Here is a 25,997-nt window from a genome sequence, read left to right on the forward strand (position 1 = left end):
TATAATGAAGCTAATTTTACCTGAACGGTTAACTTCGACTTTCATATTATAACAAAGCCGTCGCCATTTTTCATGAATCATCGCTAAAAAGGAGTTTCTTATGACGATTACCAAACGACATTATAAAACCCTCTTAATTGAAATTGGTAATGCTATTACCCATGGACTGGGCGCCGCTTTAGCAATTGCTGGTCTCGTGGTTTTAATCGTGCATGCCGCCCTGCATCCGCAAGCACACAACGCCATGCGGATCACTACTTTTGCTATCTATGGCAGTATCATGGTTCTCTTTTATTTAGCGTCAACTTTATTCCATTCGCTCATTTTCACGCGAGCCAAACACGTATTTCAGGTTTTTGATCATTCCATGATTTATATGATGATCGCCGGTTCATACACTCCTTATTGCCTGGTCGCTATTCGGGGAGCCTTGGGCTGGACGCTTTTCGGAATTATTTGGGCCATGGCGATTGCCGGAATCGTCTACAAAAGTATTTGGTTAAATAAAAAGAGCCACCTCTCAACCATGATCTACGTAATCATGGGTTGGATGTGTCTCATTGCCTTAGTGCCCTTGTGGCATAGCTTAGGTCCAGCTGGTTTTGGTTTACTCTTTGCTGGTGGGGTTGTTTATACCCTGGGAGCCTTACTATATAGCTTTCCAACTGACTACACTCATTTTATTTGGCACTTCTTTGTCATGGCTGGGTCGGCTTTAATGTACTTTTCAATTCTATTTTACGTCTAAGCTTTTTCCCAGTGTTCAAAATGACATGAAGGAATCTTTGGATCATTGCTGATGACTGATTCACGTTTGGTTAATGTCCACTGATCATAATTGATCAGGGGCATTTTTTTATCGCCTTGAAAATCTCCCTCGATGACCGTTCGCTCCAAAACATTTACTAGGGACAAAGTTTGTTGAAACAGGCCAGCCCCACCAATAATGGCAACGGCTTGATCAGCTAATCGATCTTCTAAGACCTGTTGTAATTCATCAATTGAATGTAAGACTGTCACTCCTGGTAGCTTAAGGTCGCGATGCGTGATCACAATATTTTCACGGTGCGGCAGAGGACGACCAATCGATAGGTAAGTATTGTAGCCCATCACAATTGGTTTACCCATGGTTACCGCCTTAAAATGCTTTAGATCCGCCGGTAGGTGCCACGGTAAAGCATTATCCTTGCCAATCCAACCTGCTTCATCTTGAGCCCATACAAATGAAATCTCCGCCATCGTATCCTCCTAAACCGCTACCGGAGCCTTAATAGCTGGTTCGGCTTCGTATCCTTCAAGTTTAATATCACTCATTTCATATTCATCAACCGGTTTAGCCTCATCCGGTAAGATCAACAGTGGTGCTTGATGCATTGGTCGGCTGAGTTGTTCTTTGATTTGTTCAATATGATTACTGTAAATATGAGCGTCCCCAAAAGTGTGAACGAACTCCCCAACCTCTAAGCCACATTGATTAGCAATCATATGGGTTAATAAAGCATAACTAGCAATATTAAATGGTACCCCTAAGAAAATATCGGCACTCCGTTGATATAGTTGGCAACTCAATTTACCATTGTTGACGTAGAATTGGAACATCGTATGACAAGGTGGCAAGGCCATTGAAGGTACATCGGCCGGATTCCAAGCTGAGACAATTAGACGCCGTGAATTAGGATTAGTCTTAATTTGATCAATCACATTTTGGATTTGATCAATCGGACCCTCTGGTGATTGCCAGGCCCGCCATTGACTACCGTATACTAATCCTAAATCACCATATTTGGCACTAAATTCATCATCATTTAAAATTCGTTCACAGAATTGTCGTTTTTGTTCTTGGTAGGCCTGATTAAAATCATCATCAACTAAAGACCGCCGCCCAAAGTCCGTCATATCTGGACCCGTATACTCATCACTTTCAACCCAGCGTTGGAATGCCCATTCGTCCCAAATGTGGTTTTTGTGTTGAAGTAAGAAACGAATATTTGTATCACCACGTAAAAACCATAAGAGTTCACTTTTAATTAGACCAAACGGCACCTTTTTGGTAGTTAAAATAGGGAAACCCGCCTGTAAATCGAAGCGCATTTGATACCCAAAAACGGACCGCGTTCCCGTCCCCGTCCGATCACCTTTTTCATCGCCGTGTTCCAAAACATAGCGTGCAAAATCTAAATATTGTTGTTCATTATCGTTAATTGACATTTGAATCCTCTTTTATTCATCTACAAATTCACTTAAATATTCCCAACGAGCTGTTTTCTCGTCTAGGGTCTTAACAACTTCGTTTAATTCTTGTTGCAAACGGGCTAATTTTTCGTAATTATCCCCGTTTTCACTCATTGCTAATTCTAAGGCCTGTTGTTGATCGGTTAATTGATCAATATCTTCGTTTAATTGATCCCACTCTAACCGTTCTCCGTAGGTTAATTTGGTTTTGTCCTTGGTGACCTTTGGCGTGGCTTGGGGGGCAGGATTAACCCTTGATTGATCCGTCGGTTTAGAACTAGACTCATCCGACTGATTTAAATAATCGGTGAACCGCCCCACGTAACGATCAATCTTCCCTTGACCTTTAAAAATCAGCAATTGTTCAGCAACGCGATCTAAGAAATAACGATCGTGTGAAATCGTGATTACTGTTCCAGCAAAGGTATCTAAATAATCTTCCAAAACAGCAAGCGTTCCGATATCGAGGTCATTAGTTGGTTCATCTAATAACAAGACATTTGGTTGCTGCATCAAAATCTTCAATAAGAACAAGCGCCGTTTTTCACCACCGGATAATTTTCGAATCAGCGTCCCATGCATAAAGCGTGGGAATAAAAAGCGCTCTAGTAAACCAGTAACCTCAATTCGTTGACCATTACGATCAAAGACGGATTCTGCGACTTCGGACAAATATTCAATCACCCGCTTATCTTCAGGGATTGGCTCGGTTTGTTGGGAATAATAACCTAATTTAACAGTCTCACCAATCTTAAGTACCCCGGAATCAAGCGGTAATTGCCCCATGATTACTTTGAATAAGGTGGTTTTGCCGGCTCCATTTTCTCCGGAGATCCCGATCCGGTCATTTGCTTGGACTAACCAATTAAAATCTTGCAAAATCGTCAGTTGGTCAAAAGTGAGATTGGCATTTTTAAACTCGATAACGTCTTTACCCAATCGCTGGGAACCTAAAGCAATTTCAAGATCTTGATCTTCTTGTAAATGACCGATTTGACTTTTTAATTCATTAAACCGATTAATCCGACCCTTTTGTTTCGTTGACCGGGCTTTAGCCCCCGTTCGCATCCAAGCTAATTCCTTTTGGTAGAGACTCTGGCGCTTCTTTTCTGTTTCCCGCGCCAATTCAATGCGGTTAGCTTTTTGTTCCACAAAGGATTGATAATTACCATCGTAATGATAAAGATCGCCAAACGATAATTCCCAAATATGATTAGTAACCTGGTCTAAGAAATAGCGGTCATGCGTGACAATCAAAACCGCTCCTTTATAAGTAGCTAAGTAATCTTGCAACCAGATAATTGAATCTAAATCCAAGTGATTAGTTGGTTCATCTAAGATTAAGAGATCGGGATGCTGGATTAGAACTACGGCTAAACCAACTCGTTTTAGCTGTCCCCCCGAAAGTTCACTAATTTTTCGATCCAAATCCGTTAGATGTAATTGGGTCAAAATTGTTTTAATTTGGCTTTCGGCTTCCCAAGCATTCGCCTGGTCCATTTGAACTTGTAACTTAGTATAAGCTTCGATTGCTTGGGGATCTTCTGGATGTTGACTAAATTCATCCAAAGCTTGATGATACCGCCGAATCAGCTTAAAAACGGCCTGATCACTGGCAAAAACAGCCTCAGTCACAGTCTTTTGAGGATCAAGATTGGGCTGCTGTTGTAAGTAACCAATTGTATAGTCGCTCGGCTTTGTGATTGTCCCCTGCTCAGCATTCGTCAGTCCCGCAATCACATTTAATAAACTAGTTTTCCCGCTCCCATTTGTCCCAATTAAACCGATACGGTCATTTTCATTGATAATAAAGGAAACATCTTTAAATAAGGTTTTCTCACCATAAGTACTAGTTAAGTTGTCGGCCCGTAAGGTCTGCATACTACTATCCTTTCAATTTGCTTGCTAACGCAATTAGATCTATTGGCTGGTTCTTGGCCTTTTGAGTCAAGACTGCAACTTGCAATTGCCTAATTATTTGACCTAACTGTGGCCCAGGTTTAATTCCTACTGTGGTAATTAAATCGCCACCTTTGATTGCCAATTCATGTGAATCATGAATTGGTAATTCTTCATAATCACGCAAAATAGTAGCTTGATCATGCTCGATATTAAGCACTTGAGCGACCTCATGAGCCCATTGGAGTCGCTTAGCGTTCATTCTAAATAACAATTCTGGGGTCACTTGTTGTTTTTGTAGCGCATCTAAAAATTGAACCACTAGACGCGTTTCTTTAATGCAATCATTAGATAATTTCCACTGCTTTAGTAGGTCTGGAATGGTTTCATCAGCATATCCGCCCGCAAACATTAAAGTCGCCAACGCAGATACTGGGGACGTCAAATACCAATTATCTAAAGCTACCAAATCCTGCAAAGTCGTTCTTTGATCGGCTAACGTGGGCGTATACTTAAACAGGTTCGTTTCCAACATTACTTGAAGTCCCCTCGTGGGATTTGTGCCCATGAATAGCTTTTCTAATTCGACTTGAATTCTTTCAACCGCAATTTTAGACAACAATGTTGCATTATCAGTGATTCCTTGAATCGTTTCGGGATCAATCTCAAAATCTAGTTGACTTGCAAAACGCACGGCCCGCATCATTCGTAAGGCATCTTCATGGAAACGCTCATCAGGATTGCCGACTGCACGAATGAGACAATTAGTGAGATCATGCAAACCATCAAAAAGATCGATTACTTCCCCTGTCCGTTTTAAGGCCAAGGCATTAATGGTGAAATCTCGTCGTTGTAAATCTTCGGCCAAGGAGCGAACAAAGGTCACTTCATCGGGGCGACGAAAATCCTGGTAGCCGCTTTCAGTCCGAAAAGTAGTCGTCTCATATCCTTTCCCATGATCTAAAATCATAACCGTCCCGTGTTCAATTCCGGTATCGACGGTCCGTGAAAAAATCGCTTTAATTTCACTCGGATAAGCACTAGTTGCAATATCAATATCATGTAGAGGTTGACCCAAGATCGTATCTCGAACACAACCACCAACAAAATAAGCCTCAAAACCAGCTGCTTCAATTTGTGCTAAGACTGGTTCTGCTTCCTTAAATTCTGTTGGTAGTTGCTCGATGATCATATTCTTACCCCTTTAACGTAAATCCAATACATATTCTAACAAAGAATTTAAATTAAAAAAAGTTTGCTAGCTCCGCAAATAGGGAGCCCAACAAACCATTAATACATTTGATCTTCAAATTCAGCAAGCCGCTCCGCCATTTCTGTATCAGTCGGGACTAATTCAACATATCTTTGTAGTTGATCGAACATTAAGTCCCGTTCCCCCACGGCTTGGTAATAATCAATTAATTGATATAAAAAGTCAGGATTATCTTCAAAAGCCGGCAAAGCAGCACTGAATGCTTGCCCTGCCTGGTCAAATTGTTCCAGACGCCAATACGATTGGGCCCGGTTCCATTCAACTTGGGGATCAACCACTTCGTCATCTTCTACAGATGCTAATAAGTTAAGATTATCCTGATCACGCTGCTGGGATAATAAAAAATTACTGTATTGAATCGTAATCGTTAAGTTGTCTGGATCTATTTCATGAGCTCGTTGTAAATATTGATCCATTAACTGATCATCACCTAAATGACTAGCATAATCAGCCGCTTGCGCATATAAATTCTCATTGTATTGGTCAACACTCAAACCCTCTTGAACAGTTTTGAGTGCTTGTTGGTAGTCATTTTCTTGTTCATAAACTGTTGCTAAGGCCGGATATGCACTGGCATATTGACTATCATCATCAATTAAAGCTTGTAAGCTTTGCTCCGCCGCATTTAGTTTTCCTAATTGTAATTGGGTAAAACCAGTTTGAAAGCGAATATCGCTAGATTGATACTGTGGATCAACCTGCTCTAAATATCCTAAAGCCTGGTCAAAATGACCGCTTTGGGCATAAGCAGTCCCTAAGCGACCCGCAATATCAACCTTGGCAAATTCTAGGTAGCCAGCTTGAATCAAAGCAAAATAATATCGGATCGCTTGTTCAGGCTTGCCAATCAGATTATAGAATTCCCCTAAAGCGAACAAAACTGCTGGTTCATCTGGTGCTAATTGATAAGCTTCCAGTAATTTGCTTTCCGTCACTTCAAACTGTTCTTCAGTTTGGTATAGGTCAGCCGCTACCAAAAGTGCTGGAACATAAGCGTCAGAATCCTCAGTAATTTGATTTAAATAGGTCAAGGCTTCATCATTATGATCGTTATCAATCGCAATTTCTGCCAAGGCAGTCCGTAAGACGTCTTCATCAGGATATTTTTCTAATAGCTTTAAGTAGACCCGTTGCGCCTGATTTAAAAAACCCAGTCCATATAATTCTTCGGCTAAATTAAATAGCGTTTCATCATCATCTTTACGGAGCGCCCAGGCAAAAGATTTTTTGGCGTCTGCCAACTGACCACGATCAAGTTGATCTAACATTTTTTCAGAATAGGACATAGTTACCTCTTTATTATCAAAATTTGGCATGATCAATGAAGTTCAAAAAGGCGCGAACAACAATGTTGCTCGCGCCATCGGATTAGTTAAGATTACTTAACAGCATCCTTCAAGGCCTTACCTGGCTTAAATGCAGGAACCTTGCTTGCTGGAATTTGGATTTCTTCACCAGTTTGTGGGTTACGACCCTTACGAGCTGCACGTTCACGAACTTCGAAGTTACCAAAACCAATAAGTTGAACTTTTTCACCCTTAGCTAATGAAGCTTCGATTGATGAAAATACTGCATCAACAGCTGCAGTAGCATCCTTCTTGGTTAAACCAGTTGATGCTGCAACATTGTTAACTAATTCAGCTTTGTTTGCCATGTCAAATTTCACCTCCCACGGTTAGCAAATAACTTGCTATGTGATAGTTAATTTTGAGTGGTCCAAAATTAACGAAATAATAACGAACCATCGCATCATTTCAAAAACAAGATTATCATACAATGCCCGTCATGACAAGCATTATCACAATTTTATCTTAACTTATATATATCAATTCTTTTATCAGATATTAGGTATATATTGCTACATTTATTTTCGTTGACGTTTTATCAAATGAATTGGGGTTCCGGTAAAGTCAAAGGCGGCTCGAATCCGGTTTTCAAGATACCGTTCATAAGAAAAATGCATCAGGTCAGGATCATTGACAAACACCACAAATGTTGGTGGTTGAATAGCCACTTGAGTTGCGTAATATAGACGTAAGCGGCGACCATTTAACGATGGTGCCGGATTGGCAGCAACGGCGTCCATAATAACATCGTTTAATACTGACGATTGGACTCGCCGGGTGTGATGTTCATACGCTTCTAAGACCATCTCCGGTAATTTAAATAGCCGTTGTTTGGTCTTAGCTGATACAAAGATAATTGGGGCATAGGACAGATACTGGAACTCTTGCCGGATTAAATTAGTAAAGTCAGTCATCGTGCGTTGGTCCCGATCAGGAATCGTGTCCCACTTATTAACCGCAATAATGATCGCCTTCCCGGCCTCATGGGCATAACCGGCAACGTGCTTATCTAACTCCCGAATCCCTTCTTCAGCGTTCAATACAAAGATTACGACATCAGAATCATCAATCGCCCGCATAGAACGCATCAAGGCATACCGCTCGGTATTCTCATAGAGTTTCCCTTTTTTCTTAATTCCAGCCGTATCAACCATGGTAAATTCGTGGCCGTCGGGTGTTTTAAAGTTGGTATCAATCGAATCACGGGTGGTTCCAGCAATGTCAGAAACAATCACCCGATCTTCTCCTAACATAGCATTCACAATTGATGACTTTCCAACATTGGGACGGCCTATGAAACTGAACCGAATACGTTGATCATCTTGAGCATTAGATCTCTCAGGGAAATGTTTAATCACTTCGTCTAACAAATCCCCAATTCCGACCCCGTGAACACTCGAAACCGGATATGGTTCACCTAAGCCAAGGGAATAAAAGTCAAAAATTTGAGTCCGGCGTTCTGGATTGTCAACCTTATTAACCGCTAAAACAACCGGCTTATGGGATCGATAGAGAATTTTAGCAACTTGCTCATCAGCATCAGTCACCCCATTTTCAACATTGACCACCATGACAATGACATCAGCCTCATCAATAGCCACCTCTGCCTGCTCACGAATTTGAGTCGTTAATGGTTGGTCAGAAATTTCAATTCCTCCAGTATCAATCATACTGAATTCTTTGCCAAGCCAATCGCCATGGGCATAGATACGGTCACGAGTAACACCAGGAGTATCTTCAACAATTGAAATCCGTTCACCAGCAATCCGATTAAAAAGCGTGGATTTACCGACGTTTGGTCGACCGACAATTGCTACAATTGGATTTGCCATTTTTTGCTCCTTTCTTTTCCAAAATAAAAGCCGGGGAAGCCCCGACTAGATATTAGCAAGTAAAAGATTACTTACCAGCATTCTTTAATTCGTCCCCGATTAAATCACCAAGGGTGAAACCAGTTTCTTCTTCGGGAGCGTCAGCCGCAAAATTGTTATTGTTATTGCGACGACGTGGACGACGAGAACCACCATTGTTGCTTTCAGCATCCTTTGGTGCTTCTTGTAATGCCTTGATTGATAAGCCAAGACGTTGCTTGTCAGCTTCAACATTCAAGACCTTAACTTGCACTTCTTCACCCACTTTAAGTACATCAGCTGGAGTAGCAATGTGCTTATGTGAAATTTGTGAAATGTGAACCAAACCTTCAACACCAGGGAATACTTCTACAAAGGCACCGAAGCTAGTCAAACGCTTAACAGTACCAGTCAAGACAGTTCCTTGAGGCGCTTTGCTTTCAATATCATCCCATGGTCCTGGTAAGGTTTGCTTGATTGATAATGAAATCCGTTCGCGTTCTGGATCAACACTCAAGACCTTAACCTTCACATCTTCACCAACTTCTAATACATCAGCTGGCTTATCAACGTGATCGTATGAGATTTCAGAAACGTGAACTAAACCATCAACCCCACCAAGGTCAATGAAGGCCCCAAAGTTGGTCATCCGAGCAACCTTACCTTCAACTACATCACCAGGTGCTAATTCACCGAAGATCTTAGCAGCTGCTTCAGCATGTTGTTCTTGAACAATTTCCTTGTGAGAAAGGATCAAACGATTTTCACTTGGTTCAATTTCAACAATCTTGAATTCAAGTTCTTGACCCTTAAATTGGTTTAAGTCATCAACATAGTGATCAGTAATCATTGATGCTGGCACGAAACCACGTACACCAGCGTCAACAACCAAACCACCACGGACAGCTTGAGTAACCGTAGCGGTCAAAGTTTCACCATTATCAAACTTAGCTTGGATTTCATCCCAAACCTTCATGGCTTCTAAGCGCCGATGAGAAAGAAGGTAGCTACCGTTTTCCTTATCGCTGCCGATCTTTGAGATCACGACTAAATCCAATACATCACCAACTTTAACGACTTCATTGATGTCGTTAACTGGCTTCGTTGACAATTGGTTAGCAGGAACGATTCCTTCTACACCTGAGCCTTCAATCCCAACGACTGCTTGGCGATCGTCATCGATTTGCAATACCTTTCCCTTAACAACATCACCAACGTTAACTGGTTTAATGCTGTCAAGTGCTTCTAACATAGCGTTATTGTTTTCATTTTCAGCCATCTAAAATAATCCTCCTAGCAACAATTAACTCTGAACACCATTTTACAGTAAAAAAAATGATTTGACCAGCATTTACTTTAATTGTCTTTTACTTTTTTAATAATTTCATTAACGACTTCATCAATGGTCAATGCGGTGGTATCTAACCGAATTGCATCCGCCGCTTGAACTAATGGCGATACCTTACGCGTTGAATCCTTTTGATCCCGTAACTCGATCGCTTTTTGTAATTCTTCGATCGATTGCGTGGCAATTCCCCGTGCTTGGTTATCTAAATACCGCCGGCGGGCTCGTTCATGGGCTGAAGCAACCATAAAAATCTTTACAGGTGCCTGTGGTAGCACGGTTGTGCCAATATCACGACCATCCATGACAATATTATTCTGACTCGCAATTTCACGTTGCATCTTAACCATTGCTTGGCGTACTGCTGGAATTGCCGCCACCGTTGATACATTTTGTGCCACTTCATTAGTTCGAATTAACTGGGTAACGTTTTGATCACCAAGCCAAACCTGTTGTGGATCACCCGTTTCAAAACGTAATGGTAAATTTTCAGCAATTGCTGCAACCTTAACTTGATCATTCAAATCAATCTTTTGTTGGAGCGCCGCTAGCGTAACCGCACGGTACATGGCGCCTGTATCACAGTAGATATAGCCAAATTTTTGCGCCACTAACTTAGCGACCGTACTCTTCCCAGCTGAGGCCGGTCCATCAATTGCTACTTGAAATCCTTTTGTCATGCTATCCCCTAATTATTTAACCCGAATCTTTTGTCCCGGTTGTAAGCCCGTCGTACTACTGAAACCATTTAACTCCATAATCTTATCGACGGTCGTCCCGTTATTAATAGCCACCCGATAAAGTCCTTGCCCAGACTCTAAAGTAACATACTTTTTACCACTGGAAGAACTGGAACTGGAACTACTAGTTTTCGTGCTGGAAGTAGACGTTGACTTTTGACTAGCACTAGCTGTCTTACTGGTTTTGGTCGTCTTCGAACTTGATTTGGAACTAGTCTTCTTGCTAGATGACTTTTGACTGCTTGACGACTTCTTTGAACTAGATGAAGAAGTTGCCTCAGTTTGTGGATGACTAAAACTATTTTGATGGTTAACCCAATAAACGACCGGGGTCGCCGCTAATAAGACTACTAAGATGACAAGAACCGTTAGCAACTGATTGCTGAAGGTCCGCCGCCGCCGATTAGAACGCCGACTTTGGACTCGTTTAGGTGCTGACTGCTTTTTTTGGTCCGCCCGTTCATCCGTAAAGGTTTTATTCCATAATTGAGATTGGTTATTGGATTGATCTTTTTGAGGTTCTTGTTTATCGCTCATAATACCCCTCCGTATCTTATTTCTTTATTATCTTATCTTATTTCAAATGATGGGTCTAGGAATTAAAGATTAAAAAATGAATTTAGTCGTCTTCGCCAATCTAATTGACTATTTGGTAAGGATCGACTAACTTCTGCTGGTAAATCTAGATTTGATACCGTCCAATGTGGCAGGTCAACATCACAACAAAGCTGACCTTGTTCAATTTTTGATTCACCAAAATAATTAAGAATGACCTGGCGACGACAAGTTTGTGTCTGCAAATATTCCATCATTTTATCCAATCGTGCCTGAACTTTTTGTTCCTGTTCATGGAACAATTGTTTAATTACTTGCGGACTGGTTTGATGGCTAAGGTAAAAAGCGATCACTTCAGCTTGCGGTCCCAGTGCTTCTATTGGTACGCCACCTTTATTAAATTGTTCCATTACACTAATTGGTGGCACTTCTACCGAGGTTAACAATCGAGGAATTTGGATGTCTCCTGGCGCATAGAGCAAGATTGCAAGCGCCTGTTGCCCATTACGGCCAGCACGGCCGATTTCTTGGACATAATTTTCTAAACTATTGGGTAAATGATAATGAATGACATATCTGATGTTATCCTTATCAATCCCCATCCCGAAGGCACTGGTTGCGCATACTATCTGTAGTTCATCATGCATAAATTGTTGTTGAATTCGGTAACGATCTACATCCGAGATACCAGCATGATAAGCGGCGACTTGATAATCAGTTACCGCCGATAAATAAGCCGACATTTCATTAGCTAAAGCTCGACTAGAAAAATAAATAATCCCTTGGCCACCGAGTTGCTGTAATAACTCAACCAATCGTTGTCGTTTTTCATCTGGGTTAAAAACTTTTTCGACGGCTAAAAAAATGTTTTCCCGATTGACCGATTGAACGATCTGGTGCACCTGCTGAGATGTTAATCCCAATCGATCAATAATATCTTGGCGGGTATTCGGAGTAGCTGTGGCTGTTAACATTAATAATTTTGCGGGTTGTAAACTTTTAATAACTTCTTTGAGCAAGAGATACTCTGGTCGAAAATCTGGCCCCCATTGTGAAATACAGTGGGCTTCGTCAATAACCATCATGGCCACCCCCTGCCGTTTAAAAGCTGCTAAGTTAGTCTCCTTAGCTAACATTTCTGGTGAGGTAAAGATAAATTGATAATCACTTAAATGATTAAGGATTAACTGCCGATCTTGGTAACCAATGGTGGAGTTCAACATCGCCGCCTTTTTCAACCCTTGTTGGCGGAGCCGATTTAATTGATCTTGCATTAAGGAAATTAAGGGCGAAACAATTAAAATCGGTCCCTTCAATAAATAAGCTGGCAACTGATATAAAAGGGTTTTCCCTGCCCCAGTTGGTAGCACTGCCAAGGTTGGTTGACCGGTTAAAAGAGCTTCCAAAGTCGCTAATTGACCTGGACGGAAGTGATCAAAGCCAAATTTATCATGCAAAATCTGTTTAAGTTGTGCTTGTATAGTCGCCATTTTCTCGATGACACCTCATGATTTGATATAACCGAAATTCAAAAAAAGCACTTGCTTCATCGGAATCTTCTTGAAATTGCCAGTTGAAGGCCGAGCCTTGATAAGTAGCTTTTAATTTTGCTAAGTTCGATGTTGGAATTAAGGCGGATACTGAAATTAATTCCGGCCTTAAAATCGCAATCTCTAAAATGTGTTCCCGCACCGTACTAATTTTTAAATGCCGCCGCTGACTGACTTCCGCAATTGAAATCCCGCTTTGAAAAGTTTGGATAGTTTTCATGGCACTTTGACTAGCTGGACTCGGACTAATCAAATCTTGTGTTAAAGCTGTTAACGGACCGGATTGGCTAGCTATAGTCGCCGCCATCTTTAACCACAAATCGCGCCACATCACCGGGATCTCATCGATTGTTACCGCCAAGTGTTGCGCCGCTTGCTGATTAGTCCAGCCAACCAATTAAACGATAGGTCAAGAGAATAGCTAAGCGTTCGTCAACCGATGCAAGCTCCTCGGTAATTTTCTGTAAACAATTAATAATCAGCCTTATATCTTTCGGCTTTAAACTTCGTACCCATTGGCGAACCCGATTCATTTCATATTCTGATAATGATAAGGGTAGATATTGGTGGTCTTGATGTTGATATTGGGAAATCACTTGCAAGGCTAACAAAACCCGATTAGCAAAGGTCTGATAGTTGGTTACCCAGGCCCACTGAATAAAATGAGGTTGGTAATGATGATCCCAAAAGGTCTTCACTTGCTCAAGCCCCGCTTCCGTTAAACTAGCTTGCTGATCGTCTATTTTCAGCAAACCATCTTTAACCCACTGAGCTAGCTGTTGATCATAATCTTGCCGCTTTAATTGCCGTTCAGCACCAAGCGCGCCGAGAATTTGATAGTTATAACCCCAAAACAAATTGGCTTCCGAACGGCGGTTCTTCAAAATATTTTCAATCACTCGAATTCGCCGTGGTTGGCGATTAAACAGGGTCAGTATATATGGATTCATCAGAGCCTCCCCGGATACCAAATAAAAAACTGGGTTCAAACCCAGTCAATAAGTTAATTATAGATTATAGTGTTTTAACACTGATTGCAACGGTTTAGCGATAATTGCAAAAATCACGGCAATTAATATTCCTTTAAGGATATTAAATGGAACAACCCCTAAAGCTACTAGTTGGGGTACTGGAACCGATGGATGCCACCCCCACAAACTCATGTAAACCGGGACTAAAACTAACCAGTTTAAGGCCGACATAACAACAGTCAAAGATGCCGTAGAAACCGCGCCCCCTAAGTATAACTGCTTAGCAAATTTCCATTTAGCTTTTTTAAAGACCCAAGCAAATGGCAAGAGAATGCAAAGTGATGAGGCAAGACTACTTAACACCCCTAGCCAATCACTAAAACCATTCATGGATGCATGTAAAAAGCATTTAATAAAGGCCACCATAAAGCCACTCAATGGTCCATACATCCAAGTAGCTAAAAGCACCGGAATATCTGAAAAGTCTAGTTTTAAATATGAAGCGACCGAAAAAGGATTGGGTAGTTCAAAAATCATTAGGATAAAAGCAAGACAGCTTAAAACCGCAATAAAAGTAATTTGTTGAATCCGTCGATGTGATTCTGTCATGACAATAAACCTCCGAATATTCTGAGATCTATCTTCTTGGTAATAAAAAGAGGACCATATCAAATATGTCCTCAAATCATTTCTAATCTTCTCTATACCAGACTTTACTGTCGGCATCCAGAATTGCACTGGATTCCACCGCTCATGCGGGTTGCGGGCTATACCGCCGGTCGGGAATCTCACCCTGCCTTGAAGACAAATCTATTAAATTTACATGTTAACTTTATCACGATCCCGGTCAAAGTACAACTAGTGAGCTTGCTTTAATTCATGAATTTCATGTGGTTTCAAGGGACGCCATTCGCCAGCCTGTAAGTTACCTAAAGATAACGGGCCATAGCTTTCACGGTGCAGTTTCATGACGGGATGGCCAACGGCCTGTAGCATTTTCTTAACCTGATGATAATGACCTTCGTGAATCGTTATTTCAATAATCTGGGTATGCCGACTGTCATCCGTTGAAATTACCTTAACTTTAGCGCCGCGCGCACGATGACCGTCAAACTTAACCCCATCACGTAACTGTTTTTCTTGCTCACGGGATAGCTTCCCCTTAATCTTAGCAATATAAACTTTATCAGTTTCATATTTCGGATGCATTAAGGATTGGGCTAAGCCTCCGTCATTAGTTAAAACTAGTAAACCAGTCGTATCGTAATCTAAGCGGCCGACTGGATAAACTCGGGTCTCCACCCCATCATCATGTAAAATGTCGACCACCGTCCGCCGTCCCTTATCATCATGGGCAGTACTGACGACCTGCCGCGGCTTGTTTAACATATAATATTCGGTTGGTTCTGGCTCAATTGGTACGCCATCAACACTAACTAAATCATGGACACTTACCTTCGTCCCTAATTCCGTTACTAATTGACCATTAACTTCCACGTGACCTTCTGTGATCAGTTTTTCAGATGCCCGTCGTGAGGCCACGCCCGCTTGAGCCATTACTTTTTGTAAACGTTCCATTAGTCTTCACTTTCTTCATTCATTGCTTGTCTTGATTGAAGCGCCCGCAAGAAGATATCTCCATCTAAACTCGCTTCATCTAGCTCATCGTCCAGTGGTGGTAACTGTTCTAATGAATCTAAACCAAAATAATCAAGGAAAGCAGCTGTAGTGGCATATTGATATGGTCGCCCAGGGACTTCCAGCCGTCCTTTAGCTTCAATTAATCCTCGCATAATTAATTTTTGAATTGATCCAGAACTTTGTACCCCGCGAATTTCATCAACTTCAATCCGGGTAATCGGCTGCTTATAAGCGATGATTGCTAGTACTTCTAATATTGCCGGAGTTAGTGGCACCGTTAAGGGAGTTTCAAAGTATCGCTTCATGACGGGAGCTAAGGCGGCTTTAGTAGCCAAACGATAAGTCTCACCACTATGTAATAAAGTTAAGGCTGATTTTTCATTTTCAGTATACTGACTTGCTAACTGATTTAAAATTTCTAAAACGGCTGGTTTCATAAAACCAGTTGCACTAGCTAGCTCAGCAACACTAATGCCCTCATCGCCACTGATAAAAAGCAAGCCTTCAATTTGCGCTTGGTTATCCATGTTGATACTCTGCCTTTCGTTCACCTGGAAGGACGATTAACGGTCCCAGATAGGTACTTTGTTCAATTCGGACCGCCCGATGTTTAGCTAAATCTAAGATAGCCATGAAAGTAGTGATCAGATTATTCCGTGAGTACTCATCTGCAAACAAGTCTTCAAACCGGGTCGATTGTGTAACCTTTTCCATGACAAAGTCAATCCGTTGGGCAACCGTGATCGGTTCTGAACTGACGGTTTGCCGAGCGGGTTCAATTAAATGATGGCGCTTAACCACCTTGGCAAAGGCTGTTTGTAATTGTTCCAGCGAAACACCGGGCGCAAAGGTCGCCTGGATAAAGTTCTCAGGAACGGCCATCGCTTCGCGGGTAAATTCTTGTTGTCGATATTCTTCACGATCCTTCAGCTTTTCGGCCGCCTGTTTATAGCGCTGGTACTCTAATAATTGTTGAACCAATTCATCCCGGGGATCAACCATTTCTTCATCAACTTCATCATCAATTACCGGTGGCTTCGGCAATAGCATCTCGCTTTTAATCGCCATTAAAGTCGCTGCCATGACAAAATATTCCCCCGCAATATCCAACTGCCGGGCTTGCTGTTGCCGCAAAAAATCCATATATTGAGCCGTGATAGAACTAATCTCAATATCATAAATATCCATTTCGGCTTGTTTAATGAGTTGTAAAAGAACTTCTAACGGTCCCTCGAATTCATTAAGTCGCAAGGTTGGTTGGTCCGAATATTCTGGTAAATTCGCTTGGGCCATGCACTACTCCTTCGCTTTGACCTGTTGTCGCTGATAGTATAATCCTTTTTCCCAATTACTAATTAAGGGTTGAATCGCTAAAGTCCCCATTAAACGACAATCGCTAAATTGCTGGTGTAAATCATTAAAGACATCATAAACATTACGTCCCGACCGATCACTCGGTGAAAAAGATAAATGCCGAACCAAAATATAATGTTCACCTTGTTCAAAAATGATAATCCCAGTTAATTGATTGGTAAATGGATTCTCCCATAACATTACCTGGCGATTACCTGATGTTGCCCAATCAAGTTCATGATTTAGGCGTTCATAATCGTTCTTCCATTCGGGTATAAATGACATTAAACCCAAAGCAATCTTACGGTTTTCTTTCCGATAGGCTTTTAACATCTCACATCTCCTACACGTGTCGACCTAATAAAGTCTGAATCAGGGTCAACGGAGCACCGTTTTCAGTTAAACGAGCAATGAAACTTTGTCGAATCCGCCGTGGTGAAACATTGTCAAGGCCAGCTTCCGTGCCAGCTTGCCGGATTAATTGCCAAATCAATTGGCGACTAAATGGTTGCTTAGGCGTTCGTTCAAACAAATATTGATCCGCCTGGGGCTGCAAATCCATTAGATACCATCTTAAAACCATTGCCGTTTGATCATCATAAAGAACAACGCGATCACTTAGTTGAATCGTCTGTAAATCAAACTGAAAAGCACTAACTTTCAATTTACAAAGTTCGCTCACCCGCATCCCTGTAGAATATAATAATTCGATCATTAAGCGAGTACGGACCTGCGAAAATTCCGTTAATTTAATCCGCCCTAACAACCTTTCCATTTCCGCTTTGGTCAATGGTTGATCAGGGTTAGTTACATCGTTAACAGGTAGCTCCACTAAGTCCACCGGATTATCGTCTAATACCGAGCGACTTTGCCAATAACGAAAAAACCTTTGCAAACTTAACAAGTGACGACGAATGGTGGCCTTGGCTTGAGTTTGTTCGGTAAGCCATGCCAATAAAGTATTTTGATCAACCTGATGCCAATCATTGATATCTTGGCTTTCTAACCAATCAACAAATACAGCCAAGTCATGACGATAACTTTGGATCGTCGCAGCATTTAAGTTTTTAGCATCAGCTAAGTTGACTAAATATTCATTTGTTAAGGTCCTGAGTTCCGTTGTCATCGCTAATTAATTTAGTAACTCCATCCGTTTGTCTTACTAAGCCGGCCTTCATTAAATGACCAATTGCTCGTTTAAATTGTCCCTTCGAAATCCCTAAAATCGTTTTAATCGTCTCAGGATCGCTCTTATCCGTTAAAGCCAGTTCATGATTTGGATCATGCTTTAAAATCATCAGGATCTGCTGAGCATCTTCCCCAATTGCTTCATATGATCGTGGTTTTAAGGATAAATTCAAAACGCCATGACTGGATAAACCAATCACCCGTGCAGACACTTTCGACCCTAAGCGTGGCTCCTGATCTCGTTCGCTCGGGTGAATAAATCCTAAACAATAATCATCCGTCAAAACGTATGATCCCGCCATCTTTAATCGATAAACGGTCCCTTTTACATTCCAATTTTTCATCTTGGCTTGGGGACGTCTGGCAATTGCTTGAAAAATTGCTTCATCAGCTAACTTCCCCCAAATCCGGTCATGTTTATCAACGGTCAAGGCAATTAACAAACGATCACCGGGTTGCGGCCACAAATGCTTTAGAGTCGGTAAATCATCCAGTGAGACCACGACATCCTTATTGGGTAAACCAATATCGACGAAGACACCAAGATCACGACGAACATTGACCACCGTCCCAAAATCATAGTGGTCAATTTGAACGGTTGGAATATGATCACAGGTCATTTGCAACTGATGATGGTCGTTTTCGTAAACGAAACCCTGAACTTGACCACCAATATGTAGGACTTGTGGCGCCTCATCTTTAGGCAGGCGATAAGTTTGCCCATTCCGCGCTGGTTGGACAAAGTAATCGGTCTCATTTTCATCAATCATGACTGCGGTCACAATTTTTCCTAGATCAGTGTTCATATGGCACTCCTTTTCTTAACCACCTTATTTTAACGGTATTTAGCCCAAAAGAAAAGGGATCACAATCCGCAATTGTGAAACCCTTGCACTTTAATAATAATTATTTAACAGTTTGAATCCGCATTAAGTTGGTAGTTCCGGCACCACCGTGAAGCAAACCAGATACCACGATAATTTGGTCACCAGCTTGAGCAAAGCCTAATTCCTTAGCTTTTTGCGAAGCCATTTCAAACATTTCATCTGAAGTTTCTGGGTGGTCAATGACGTATGGTTGAACCCCCCAGTTAAGCATCAAGCTCATTTGAGTCCGTTCATCATAAGTCAAAGCCACGATATCAGCATTAGGACGATACTTGGAAATCATCCGAGCAGTATAACCACTAGTGGTCGTTGCTACAATGGTCTTGATTCCCATATCACGAGCAGCCCGTGAAACAGCTGAACCAATGGTTTCCGTAACGTCTGAAGTATCAAAGTTAAATTCTTCAGTACCGTATTGGAGTAAGTTATTTTCAGCCTTAATGTCAATCCGGTTCATTGTTGCCACAGATTCTACTGGGTAGTCCCCATTGGCACTTTCCCCAGAAAGCATCGTCGCATCCGTCCCGTCAAAGACAGAGTTGGCAACGTCAGAAACTTCAGCCCGCGTAGGACGTGGGTTTTCTTGCATTGAATCTAACATTTGGGTTGCCGTGATAACTGGCTTTCCTAATTCGTTACAACGACGAATCATCATCTTTTGAATCAATGGCACGTTTTCGGCTGGAATTTCAACCCCCATGTCACCACGAGGTACCATCAATCCATCAGAAACTTCCATAATTGCTTCAAAATTATCGATCCCTTCTTGAGATTCGATCTTTGGTAAGACTAACACATCTTCCATGTTCTTTTGCTTCAAGAGCACTCGAATGTCTTCGATATCTTGAGGCTTCCGCACAAATGATGCCGCAATGTAGCTAATGCCATTGTCTAAACCAAAGAGGATGTCAGAAGTATCCTTTTCCGTGATCCCTGGTAAATTAATGGAGACACCTGGAGCATTAACCCCTTTCCGTGATCCCAATATACCTGCGTTAAGCACCCGACAAACTAATTCCTTGTTAGCTTCATCTTTTTCTTCCACTAACATGTCCAAAAGACCATCATCAAATAAAACATGACCGCCTTCTTTAACGTCGTCATATAGACCTGGGTAGGTCACAGCAATCTTATCATGAGTACCTTCGATTGAATCGTCCATCGAAATCCGTACTTGGTCACCAGTTTCAAAAGCAATTTTACCTTCTTTTTGAACGGTAGTCCGAATTTCAGCACCCTTGGTATCAAGCATGATCGCAACTTTCTTCCCCGTCCGCTTTTCAGCTTCGTGGACATTATTCATCCGTCCTAAATGTTCCTCATGGTCACCATGGGAAAAATTAAAACGGAAAATGTTGGCTCCTGATTCGATCAACTTAGTAATCGTTTCAACATCAGTACTTGCTGGCCCTAAGGTACTAACAATCTTTGTTTTCTTCATAAGAAATCAAATACTCCTTTTTTCTCTATATCGAATTCAACTGTAACTTCCAGTCGACCAATGGTAATCATATCACAATCAAGTCAAAATGGTAGTCATCTTAATCAGATTTATCCCATTTCTTGTAAGATAACGTTTTCATTTCCTAATAATTCTTTCAGATGGTCAATAACCTTGTTTTCACCATCCAAATGATAGCGACTTTGTTGGGCTTGATTAGTTGCTGCATCATAAAAAATTACCGGATAGTTTCCACTCGCTTCCCGTTGTAATTGGTTTAACAAATTGATAATTTGTTGCTCAGAAACTCCCGGCGTAATCCGTAATACCCACCGTTTTGGCGTTGTTTCAACTTGAACCTGTCGCGCTAAGGCAATTCGGTTAGCAATTAGTTGTAATTCTTGATTGCGTTGTTCGACTTTTCCGTTAATAACTACGATCTGATTACTCTGCAGGTTCGTTTTAAATTGTTGATATTGGCTGGGAAAGACGGTGACATCTAAATTGCCGGTTTCATCACTAACCGTTAAAAAAGCCATCTCACGACGATCTCGCTTGGTTTTCACCACCCGGACTCGATTAATTTGAACGATTAAAGTAACTATCTGATCAGCTTTGAGATGGCTAATCACTTGGCTTTGGAGGCGCGCTTGTAACTTAGCATACTGATTTACTGGATGACCAGAAATGTATAAACCGAGATATTCGCTTTCCTTAGCTAACCGCTCATTGATATTTAATTCCGGTCGTCGATCAATCACCGGTGCTAATTCATCCGATAGCGACAAGGTTTGGAATTTAGAGGCTCCTTCAATCAATCCCGGTAAGGCCTGCACCATCTCGGCACGGTTATAGCCTAAGCGATCAAAAGCGCCGACGTATATCAAAGGCAAAATCTGCTTTTCATTTTGCCAGCGTTCATCTAAACGATTGATAAAATCATTCAGGTTCTCAAAGGGTCCCCGGGCCTGCCGCTCAGTTAAAATGGCTTTCACAAAATCGCCTCGAATTCCTTTGATAAAGCCTAGTCCAATTCGCAACCCATTGTTTTCAACCGTAAAATCACTATCACTCTGGTTGATGGAAGGATTCTTAATCGTAACCTGCATCCGTTTAGCAGATTGAAAATGTTCAATTTCTTTTTCAGGATTAGGTTCAATCGACAGCAGGGCAGCATAAAAAGCTAAGGGATAGTGTGCCTTTAGATAAGCCATCTCAAAAGCCATCTTGGAATAGGCAACTGCATGAGAACGGTTAAAGCCATAATTAGCAAACTGGTCCATGTAATCAAAAACTTGCTGGGCGACTGATTCTTGATATCCCTTTTGAAGGGCTCCTTGGACAAAGCTTTGCCGCATTCGTTCCATCTCTTGAGCTTTCTTTTTACTCATCGCTCGCCGTAAACTATCGGCTTGTCCTAGACTAAAGCCTGCCATAGTTACCGCCACCTGCATTACCTGTTCTTGATAAACCAAAATACCATAAGTATTTTTCAAAATCGGTTCCAGGGCTGGGGTAATATAATTTGTTGTTTCTTGACCATGCTTTCGTGCAATAAAATGGTCAATATTGTTCATAGGACCAGGACGATACAAAGCGTTAACCGCCACAATATCTTCGAAGGAATCAGGTTGTAACTGTTGCAAAACTCGTCGAATACCATTGGATTCGAACTGAAAAACCCCGTCCGTTTCACCAATTTGGAAAAGTTTCATCGTCAATGGATCCGTTAAATCAGCTTGGTTTAAGGAAAAGTCCGGGTTGGTTTGGTGAATTAAGCGCATTGCCTCATCCATTATTGATAAATTACGTAAGCCCAAAAAGTCCATTTTTAATAAACCCAGGGTTTCAACTGGATCTTTTGGATACTGGGTCATCAATAACCCGGCTTCACTACTACCATTTTGGAGTGGGACAGTATCGATTAACGGTTCTTCTGACAAGACCAATCCGGCAGCATGTGTCGATACATTCCGTGGTAACCCTTCTAAATCTTCTGCAACTTCAATTAAGAGTTTGATCAAGGGATCATCTTGCATCAAATTTTGAAGGGCTTGCGATGCTTGCACCACTTGTTTGAGCGTATATTTTTGATTTGTCGGAGTCTGTCGCCGAACGACCTGTTGGACTTCTGCCAATTGATATTTAGGGACCCCTAATACCTGACCAACACTATTAACCGCTTGCCGGGCAGCCAAAGTGCCAAAAGTGATGATCTGAGCAACTCGTTGGTGACCATACTTTTGGTGAACATAAGTCAACACTTCTTCTCGTCGATTGTCAGGCAGGTCTAAATCAATATCGGGCATTTGTTGCCGTTCCGGATTTAAAAATCGTTCAAATAATAATTGATACTGAATCGGATCAACATCGGTGATTGCTAAAGCATAGGCCACAAGTGACCCCGCGGCTGATCCTCTTCCGGGACCCGTCGTAATTTGATGTTGGTGAGCAAAAGCCATTACATCCCAAATGATTAAGAAGTAATTATCAAAACCCATGTCATGAATCACCGATAATTCATGGTCGAGTCGGGCTTGATATTCACTAACCGTATGACCTTTAGCAATCGGACGATTTTGCAAGCCTTGTTGACATAAAGTTTTCAAATAAGTATAGGCATCTTCTTGATTAGGCGTTGGAAATTGTGGCAAAATCGGAGCTTGAAAATTTAACTCTAATTGACATCGTTGAGCAATTCGCTCAGTTTCCCTTGCGGCATCAGCTAATCCCGCAACCTGATATGCTTGCTCGACATCGACCATTGGCTTTAGCTCATGGGTTCCCTGATGTTGAACGCCATTTAAGGGATCTTCAATTATGTGTTTGGTGCCGATTGATCGTAAAACCTGACTTGCGAAATATTGGTTAGATTCTAGATATTCAACCGATTCGCAAGCAACTACTGGGGTCTTGATTTGTTGGGCTAAATCAACAATTACTTGCCGCCGGACGGGATCGAGACTCAGGTTGATCCCCATATAGAGACGATCAGTAACCACTTGTCGAATCGACTGTAAGAGGGCAATTTGCACAGCATCAATTGCCATTAATTGTGGTGCCACAATCACGATTACATCCGTTAAATGAGTCTGAACATCTTGCCAAGTTAGGTCACTTTGCTTTGTCATCCGTAATGTCGACAGTTGCATTAAGGATTGATAGCCATGATATGATTGGGCATAGAATAATAATTTGACTTGTTGGGTCGCTAACTGACCAAACAAAACCGTCATTTCTAGGCCAATTAATGGTTTAAGATCGAATTGTTGAGCCGCCTGATAAAATTCGATCACGCCATACATAACCTGTTCATCAGTAATGGCGATTGCCTGGTAACCTCGTTCTTTAGCATTTTTTACCAGCTCCCGTGGTTGAATCGTACTTTGTAATAGACTATATGAACTTTTAATTTGTAAAGGTACAAACACGGAACTAGCCCCCTAAAGTTTTTCTGCTAACAGTATAGCAAAGCTTTCAATAATTAGGAATGTCATGCTTTCTCTTCAACCCCATCCTAAATTATGTTATAATTATTGAGATTTAATTGAGAGGTGATTAATATGCGATTCTTCTGGAAAAATGTCATGGCCCTATTCTGGGGTTGCATTTACGGATTAGTATTTGGTTACATTGCAAGCCAACTAGAACAAACCACGGTTAATTACACCACAGTTGCTGTTTTGGGAGCAATCTTAGCAGTTATCTTCGTGAATGTAATTACTGCGATTACTTCTCATGCTAACCCTTCACGTAAAGAAAACTAATTATTGGAGCCGTTTCTGAATTCGGAAACGGTTTTTTATTATGACTTATTCAATTACTGAAATTTCCAATCAACCTGCTCAGCCACTGCGTCACCTCCTCCAAACTAGTTGGCAATTACCAAAACGTTATGTTCATTTTTTGCGAATCAAGCAAAACGTGTTAGTTAATGGTCAATACGTGCCGATGAATACCATTATTAATCCTGGCGATCAGCTTCAGATGCAGTTTTCGGAAGCAGAATTTCGGACTCAGCAAGGCTATTTGCCAAATAATCACCAAACCCTCCCAATCCTATATGAAAATCGTGATTTGGTAGTCATCAATAAGCCCGCTGGTCTCAAAAGCCACCCCAATCAACCCAATGAGTTAGATACCGTCATGAATTATATGGCTGCTCAAATTGCGCATCCCCAAATGATTCATCGACTTGATCAAGCGACTTCGGGCGCAATGATTATTGGTAAGCATCCCATTGTGGTTCCGATCATTAATCGGCTTTTAAGCACCCATCAGATCAACCGTGAATATTTAGCAGTTGTCAGTGGGCAGTGGGAAGAAAATGCGGGCATGATTAATTTACCAATTGGCCACGATCCCAATGACCAACGAAAACGCCAGGTTAATGGAATCGATGCTCTTCCCGCCCAAACTAATTTAAAATTGATCCAAGCTCATCAAACTCATTCTTTACTCAAATTACAATTAGCCACTGGCCGGACCCATCAAATTCGAGTTCATCTAATGGCCAAGCACCACCCCATTATTGGTGATCCCTTATACGGAATGAATCCAGGACCGCGAATGATGCTCCATGCCTTTCAGCTTCATTTAATCTTACCCTTCAGTGGTGAAAAATTAACGATTAATGCTCCTTTACCCATTGAATTTGAGCAATATATTTAAAAAGATGTGATCATAAAAATCACATCTTTTTTTATAAATTATCGATCATGGCAATAAATAGCGTAGCGCTTAGTAAATCAGCACTGCCGCCCATACTTAACCGTCGACGAGCAAACTCAACCGCCATTTCATTAAGCTTTTGGCGACCAAGGTCTGTTGTGATTCCACCAGCAGCATCAATCTCATCAATCCAATGATCACGTTCTTGTAAAATATCCAAACTACCAGCACGTTTAATCAGATTAGAATCCATCGTGTGGCGGGCAATGGCTAAGAGCGTCGTCACTCCTCGGTCATTGCTAGATTGATCAGCGGCCGCTTGGTAAGCTGGCAGACCATAATTAAACACCGTCGGATAGCCTAAGGCAGCCTCTTCCCGCACACCACCCAAGCCATACTGATGATATTGCTGTTGACCCGCCGTTGCTTCCGTCGGTTCCTTTTGGCTTTGTAGATCATCATGCATAAGTTTTGCTAACATTTGCTGAATTGTGAGCTTCAATTGATCTAATGACCACTGATCGTGATTAATAATGATTCCAGCAGCCGTAGCAATAATGCCTAAGGTAAAAATTGCCCCTTTATGGGTATTAACTCCAGCCGTTGCCAAATTCATTTCTTGCTCTGCCACCAGTCCAAATTGGCGAATTTCATCAAAAACCAATTGATAATTATCTTCATGAGTGGTTAGCCCGACAAAGGCACATTTGGTGAAATAATCTTGCAAACTTAAAGCGCTTTTAATAAAGGTGAATTGGTCCATATCGGGATGGGATAAATGTTCAAGGGGATCAACCAAACCCGGCTTTGGCCAAATAGCTACCTCCTCTAGCAATGCTTGTGTAGCCAATTTTCCAAGTTGTTGTGCCATTTGGCCTTGACTATCCGCTTCTAATTGTAATTGAATTAGCCGATCCGCTTGCGTTTGGAGCTCTTCTATTGAATGCCTTTGCTGAGCCTGACAAAATTTTGCCGGCTTATCACAAATTAAACAGCGCCGAGCCGGGGCCTTGACCGCTTCCCGAGGTAGGGTCCGAATTTCCCCATTAAGCAGG

Annotated in this window: 26 protein-coding genes and 1 riboswitch; of the genes, 3 read left to right on the top strand and 23 right to left on the bottom strand. The window is 41.6% G+C overall.

Annotated features, from left to right (window positions below; all coding sequences use genetic code 11):
- Positions 1-100 precede the first annotated feature (100 nt).
- Complete coding sequence (trhA, locus tag FC60_RS03660; RefSeq protein WP_056937126.1) at positions 101-748, top strand: PAQR family membrane homeostasis protein TrhA; 648 nt, start codon at positions 101-103, stop codon at positions 746-748.
- Here trhA and FC60_RS03665 read toward each other — a convergent pair.
- The 22 genes from FC60_RS03665 to dnaE form a co-directional block, all read right to left on the bottom strand.
- Positions 745-1,239, bottom strand: a complete 495-nt coding sequence (locus tag FC60_RS03665) for a dihydrofolate reductase (protein WP_056937127.1) — start codon at positions 1,237-1,239, stop codon at positions 745-747. The genes trhA and FC60_RS03665 overlap by 4 nt on opposite strands.
- A 9-nt stretch (positions 1,240-1,248) precedes the next feature.
- On the bottom strand, positions 1,249-2,208 hold the full coding sequence (locus tag FC60_RS03670) for a thymidylate synthase (protein WP_056937128.1): 960 nt from the start codon (positions 2,206-2,208) through the stop codon (positions 1,249-1,251).
- A 12-nt stretch (positions 2,209-2,220) separates the two neighbouring features.
- Positions 2,221-4,113 carry an ABC-F family ATP-binding cassette domain-containing protein gene (locus FC60_RS03675; RefSeq protein ID WP_056937129.1) on the bottom strand — a complete coding sequence of 631 codons (1,893 nt, stop codon included), beginning with the start codon at positions 4,111-4,113 and terminating at the stop codon, positions 2,221-2,223.
- A gap of 4 nt (positions 4,114-4,117) precedes the next feature.
- Positions 4,118-5,323, bottom strand: coding sequence for a CCA tRNA nucleotidyltransferase (locus tag FC60_RS03680; RefSeq protein WP_056937130.1), 1,206 nt, complete (start codon positions 5,321-5,323; stop codon positions 4,118-4,120).
- Positions 5,324-5,421: 98 nt separating this feature from the next.
- Positions 5,422-6,690, bottom strand: coding sequence for a tetratricopeptide repeat protein (locus tag FC60_RS03685; RefSeq protein WP_056937131.1), 1,269 nt, complete (start codon positions 6,688-6,690; stop codon positions 5,422-5,424).
- Between the two features lie 92 nt (positions 6,691-6,782).
- Positions 6,783-7,058 (bottom strand): HU family DNA-binding protein, encoded by a 276-nt coding sequence (locus FC60_RS03690; RefSeq protein ID WP_007121623.1) that lies wholly within the window; start codon positions 7,056-7,058, stop codon positions 6,783-6,785.
- Positions 7,059-7,268: 210 nt separating this feature from the next.
- A complete protein-coding gene (gene der, locus FC60_RS03695) occupies positions 7,269-8,582 on the bottom strand; it encodes a ribosome biogenesis GTPase Der (RefSeq protein WP_056937132.1) in 1,314 nt (437 codons plus the stop codon).
- A 67-nt stretch (positions 8,583-8,649) separates the two neighbouring features.
- Complete coding sequence (rpsA, locus tag FC60_RS03700) at positions 8,650-9,879, bottom strand: 30S ribosomal protein S1 (RefSeq protein ID WP_056937133.1); 1,230 nt, start codon at positions 9,877-9,879, stop codon at positions 8,650-8,652.
- Positions 9,880-9,956: 77 nt separating this feature from the next.
- Entirely contained in the window at positions 9,957-10,625 is a 669-nt protein-coding gene (gene cmk / locus FC60_RS03705) for a (d)CMP kinase (RefSeq protein WP_056937134.1), read from the bottom strand.
- Positions 10,626-10,637: 12 nt separating this feature from the next.
- Entirely contained in the window at positions 10,638-11,222 is a 585-nt protein-coding gene (locus tag FC60_RS03710; protein WP_056937135.1) for an SAG1386/EF1546 family surface-associated protein, read from the bottom strand.
- Between the two features lie 62 nt (positions 11,223-11,284).
- On the bottom strand, positions 11,285-12,730 hold the full coding sequence (locus FC60_RS03715) for a RecQ family ATP-dependent DNA helicase (protein ID WP_056937136.1): 1,446 nt from the start codon (positions 12,728-12,730) through the stop codon (positions 11,285-11,287).
- A complete protein-coding gene (locus tag FC60_RS03720) occupies positions 12,705-13,187 on the bottom strand; it encodes a helix-turn-helix domain-containing protein (RefSeq protein WP_156399297.1) in 483 nt (160 codons plus the stop codon). The genes FC60_RS03715 and FC60_RS03720 overlap by 26 nt, the downstream gene beginning before the upstream one ends.
- The gene (locus tag FC60_RS03725) at positions 13,171-13,740 is read right to left on the bottom strand and encodes a YpbB family protein (protein WP_056937138.1); all 570 of its coding nucleotides are present in this window, start codon (positions 13,738-13,740) and stop codon (positions 13,171-13,173) included. The genes FC60_RS03720 and FC60_RS03725 overlap by 17 nt, the downstream gene beginning before the upstream one ends.
- 57 nt (positions 13,741-13,797) lie before the next feature.
- The gene (locus tag FC60_RS03730) at positions 13,798-14,370 is read right to left on the bottom strand and encodes an ECF transporter S component (RefSeq protein ID WP_056937139.1); all 573 of its coding nucleotides are present in this window, start codon (positions 14,368-14,370) and stop codon (positions 13,798-13,800) included.
- An 81-nt stretch (positions 14,371-14,451) separates the two neighbouring features.
- Positions 14,452-14,571, bottom strand: a riboswitch (FMN riboswitch).
- 48 nt (positions 14,572-14,619) lie between these two features.
- Entirely contained in the window at positions 14,620-15,339 is a 720-nt protein-coding gene (locus FC60_RS03735; protein ID WP_056937140.1) for a pseudouridine synthase, read from the bottom strand.
- On the bottom strand, positions 15,339-15,929 hold the full coding sequence (gene scpB / locus FC60_RS03740; protein WP_056937141.1) for an SMC-Scp complex subunit ScpB: 591 nt from the start codon (positions 15,927-15,929) through the stop codon (positions 15,339-15,341). Before scpB ends, FC60_RS03735 begins: the two co-directional genes overlap by 1 nt.
- Positions 15,922-16,695 carry a segregation and condensation protein A gene (locus FC60_RS03745; protein ID WP_056937142.1) on the bottom strand — a complete coding sequence of 258 codons (774 nt, stop codon included), beginning with the start codon at positions 16,693-16,695 and terminating at the stop codon, positions 15,922-15,924. The genes scpB and FC60_RS03745 overlap by 8 nt, the downstream gene beginning before the upstream one ends.
- A gap of 3 nt (positions 16,696-16,698) precedes the next feature.
- A complete protein-coding gene (locus tag FC60_RS03750) occupies positions 16,699-17,088 on the bottom strand; it encodes a hypothetical protein (RefSeq protein WP_056937143.1) in 390 nt (129 codons plus the stop codon).
- A gap of 10 nt (positions 17,089-17,098) precedes the next feature.
- Entirely contained in the window at positions 17,099-17,881 is a 783-nt protein-coding gene (locus FC60_RS03755; RefSeq protein ID WP_056937144.1) for a tyrosine-type recombinase/integrase, read from the bottom strand.
- Positions 17,850-18,749 carry a CvfB family protein gene (locus tag FC60_RS03760; protein ID WP_056937145.1) on the bottom strand — a complete coding sequence of 300 codons (900 nt, stop codon included), beginning with the start codon at positions 18,747-18,749 and terminating at the stop codon, positions 17,850-17,852. The genes FC60_RS03755 and FC60_RS03760 overlap by 32 nt, the downstream gene beginning before the upstream one ends.
- A 100-nt stretch (positions 18,750-18,849) precedes the next feature.
- Positions 18,850-20,271 (bottom strand): pyruvate kinase, encoded by a 1,422-nt coding sequence (gene pyk, locus FC60_RS03765; protein WP_056937146.1) that lies wholly within the window; start codon positions 20,269-20,271, stop codon positions 18,850-18,852.
- Between the two features lie 110 nt (positions 20,272-20,381).
- Complete coding sequence (gene dnaE, locus FC60_RS03770; protein ID WP_056937147.1) at positions 20,382-23,702, bottom strand: DNA polymerase III subunit alpha; 3,321 nt, start codon at positions 23,700-23,702, stop codon at positions 20,382-20,384.
- Between the two features lie 132 nt (positions 23,703-23,834).
- On the opposite strand from dnaE, the gene FC60_RS03775 reads away from it, so the two are divergent.
- A complete protein-coding gene (locus tag FC60_RS03775) occupies positions 23,835-24,038 on the top strand; it encodes a YjzD family protein (protein WP_040467799.1) in 204 nt (67 codons plus the stop codon).
- A gap of 40 nt (positions 24,039-24,078) precedes the next feature.
- Complete coding sequence (locus tag FC60_RS03780; protein WP_056937148.1) at positions 24,079-24,942, top strand: RluA family pseudouridine synthase; 864 nt, start codon at positions 24,079-24,081, stop codon at positions 24,940-24,942.
- A gap of 31 nt (positions 24,943-24,973) precedes the next feature.
- On the opposite strand, the gene FC60_RS03785 is transcribed toward FC60_RS03780, so the two are convergent.
- Positions 24,974-25,997: triphosphoribosyl-dephospho-CoA synthase (locus FC60_RS03785; RefSeq protein WP_056937149.1), on the bottom strand; the 1,024-nt coding region annotated here is incomplete at its 5' end.

The organism is Limosilactobacillus gastricus DSM 16045 (assembly GCF_001434365.1).
Taxonomy (GTDB): domain Bacteria; phylum Bacillota; class Bacilli; order Lactobacillales; family Lactobacillaceae; genus Limosilactobacillus; species Limosilactobacillus gastricus.

What these genes read in the sequence shown, in the direction of transcription:
- trhA (WP_056937126.1), top strand. Translation starts at nt 101, where the DNA reads ATGACGATTACCAAACGACATTATAAAACCCTCTTAATTGAAATTGGT.
- FC60_RS03665 (WP_056937127.1), bottom strand. Translation starts at nt 1,239, where the DNA reads ATGGCGGAGATTTCATTTGTATGGGCTCAAGATGAAGCAGGTTGGATT.
- FC60_RS03670 (WP_056937128.1), bottom strand. Translation starts at nt 2,208, where the DNA reads ATGTCAATTAACGATAATGAACAACAATATTTAGATTTTGCACGCTAT.
- FC60_RS03675 (WP_056937129.1), bottom strand. Translation starts at nt 4,113, where the DNA reads ATGCAGACCTTACGGGCCGACAACTTAACTAGTACTTATGGTGAGAAA.
- FC60_RS03680 (WP_056937130.1), bottom strand. Translation starts at nt 5,323, where the DNA reads ATGATCATCGAGCAACTACCAACAGAATTTAAGGAAGCAGAACCAGTC.
- FC60_RS03685 (WP_056937131.1), bottom strand. Translation starts at nt 6,690, where the DNA reads ATGTCCTATTCTGAAAAAATGTTAGATCAACTTGATCGTGGTCAGTTG.
- FC60_RS03690 (WP_007121623.1), bottom strand. Translation starts at nt 7,058, where the DNA reads ATGGCAAACAAAGCTGAATTAGTTAACAATGTTGCAGCATCAACTGGT.
- der (WP_056937132.1), bottom strand. Translation starts at nt 8,582, where the DNA reads ATGGCAAATCCAATTGTAGCAATTGTCGGTCGACCAAACGTCGGTAAA.
- rpsA (WP_056937133.1), bottom strand. Translation starts at nt 9,879, where the DNA reads ATGGCTGAAAATGAAAACAATAACGCTATGTTAGAAGCACTTGACAGC.
- cmk (WP_056937134.1), bottom strand. Translation starts at nt 10,625, where the DNA reads ATGACAAAAGGATTTCAAGTAGCAATTGATGGACCGGCCTCAGCTGGG.
- FC60_RS03710 (WP_056937135.1), bottom strand. Translation starts at nt 11,222, where the DNA reads ATGAGCGATAAACAAGAACCTCAAAAAGATCAATCCAATAACCAATCT.
- FC60_RS03715 (WP_056937136.1), bottom strand. Translation starts at nt 12,730, where the DNA reads ATGGCGACTATACAAGCACAACTTAAACAGATTTTGCATGATAAATTT.
- FC60_RS03725 (WP_056937138.1), bottom strand. Translation starts at nt 13,740, where the DNA reads ATGAATCCATATATACTGACCCTGTTTAATCGCCAACCACGGCGAATT.
- FC60_RS03730 (WP_056937139.1), bottom strand. Translation starts at nt 14,370, where the DNA reads ATGACAGAATCACATCGACGGATTCAACAAATTACTTTTATTGCGGTT.
- FC60_RS03735 (WP_056937140.1), bottom strand. Translation starts at nt 15,339, where the DNA reads ATGGAACGTTTACAAAAAGTAATGGCTCAAGCGGGCGTGGCCTCACGA.
- scpB (WP_056937141.1), bottom strand. Translation starts at nt 15,929, where the DNA reads ATGGATAACCAAGCGCAAATTGAAGGCTTGCTTTTTATCAGTGGCGAT.
- FC60_RS03745 (WP_056937142.1), bottom strand. Translation starts at nt 16,695, where the DNA reads ATGGCCCAAGCGAATTTACCAGAATATTCGGACCAACCAACCTTGCGA.
- FC60_RS03750 (WP_056937143.1), bottom strand. Translation starts at nt 17,088, where the DNA reads ATGTTAAAAGCCTATCGGAAAGAAAACCGTAAGATTGCTTTGGGTTTA.
- FC60_RS03755 (WP_056937144.1), bottom strand. Translation starts at nt 17,881, where the DNA reads ATGACAACGGAACTCAGGACCTTAACAAATGAATATTTAGTCAACTTA.
- FC60_RS03760 (WP_056937145.1), bottom strand. Translation starts at nt 18,749, where the DNA reads ATGAACACTGATCTAGGAAAAATTGTGACCGCAGTCATGATTGATGAA.
- pyk (WP_056937146.1), bottom strand. Translation starts at nt 20,271, where the DNA reads ATGAAGAAAACAAAGATTGTTAGTACCTTAGGGCCAGCAAGTACTGAT.
- FC60_RS03775 (WP_040467799.1), top strand. Translation starts at nt 23,835, where the DNA reads ATGCGATTCTTCTGGAAAAATGTCATGGCCCTATTCTGGGGTTGCATT.
- FC60_RS03780 (WP_056937148.1), top strand. Translation starts at nt 24,079, where the DNA reads ATGACTTATTCAATTACTGAAATTTCCAATCAACCTGCTCAGCCACTG.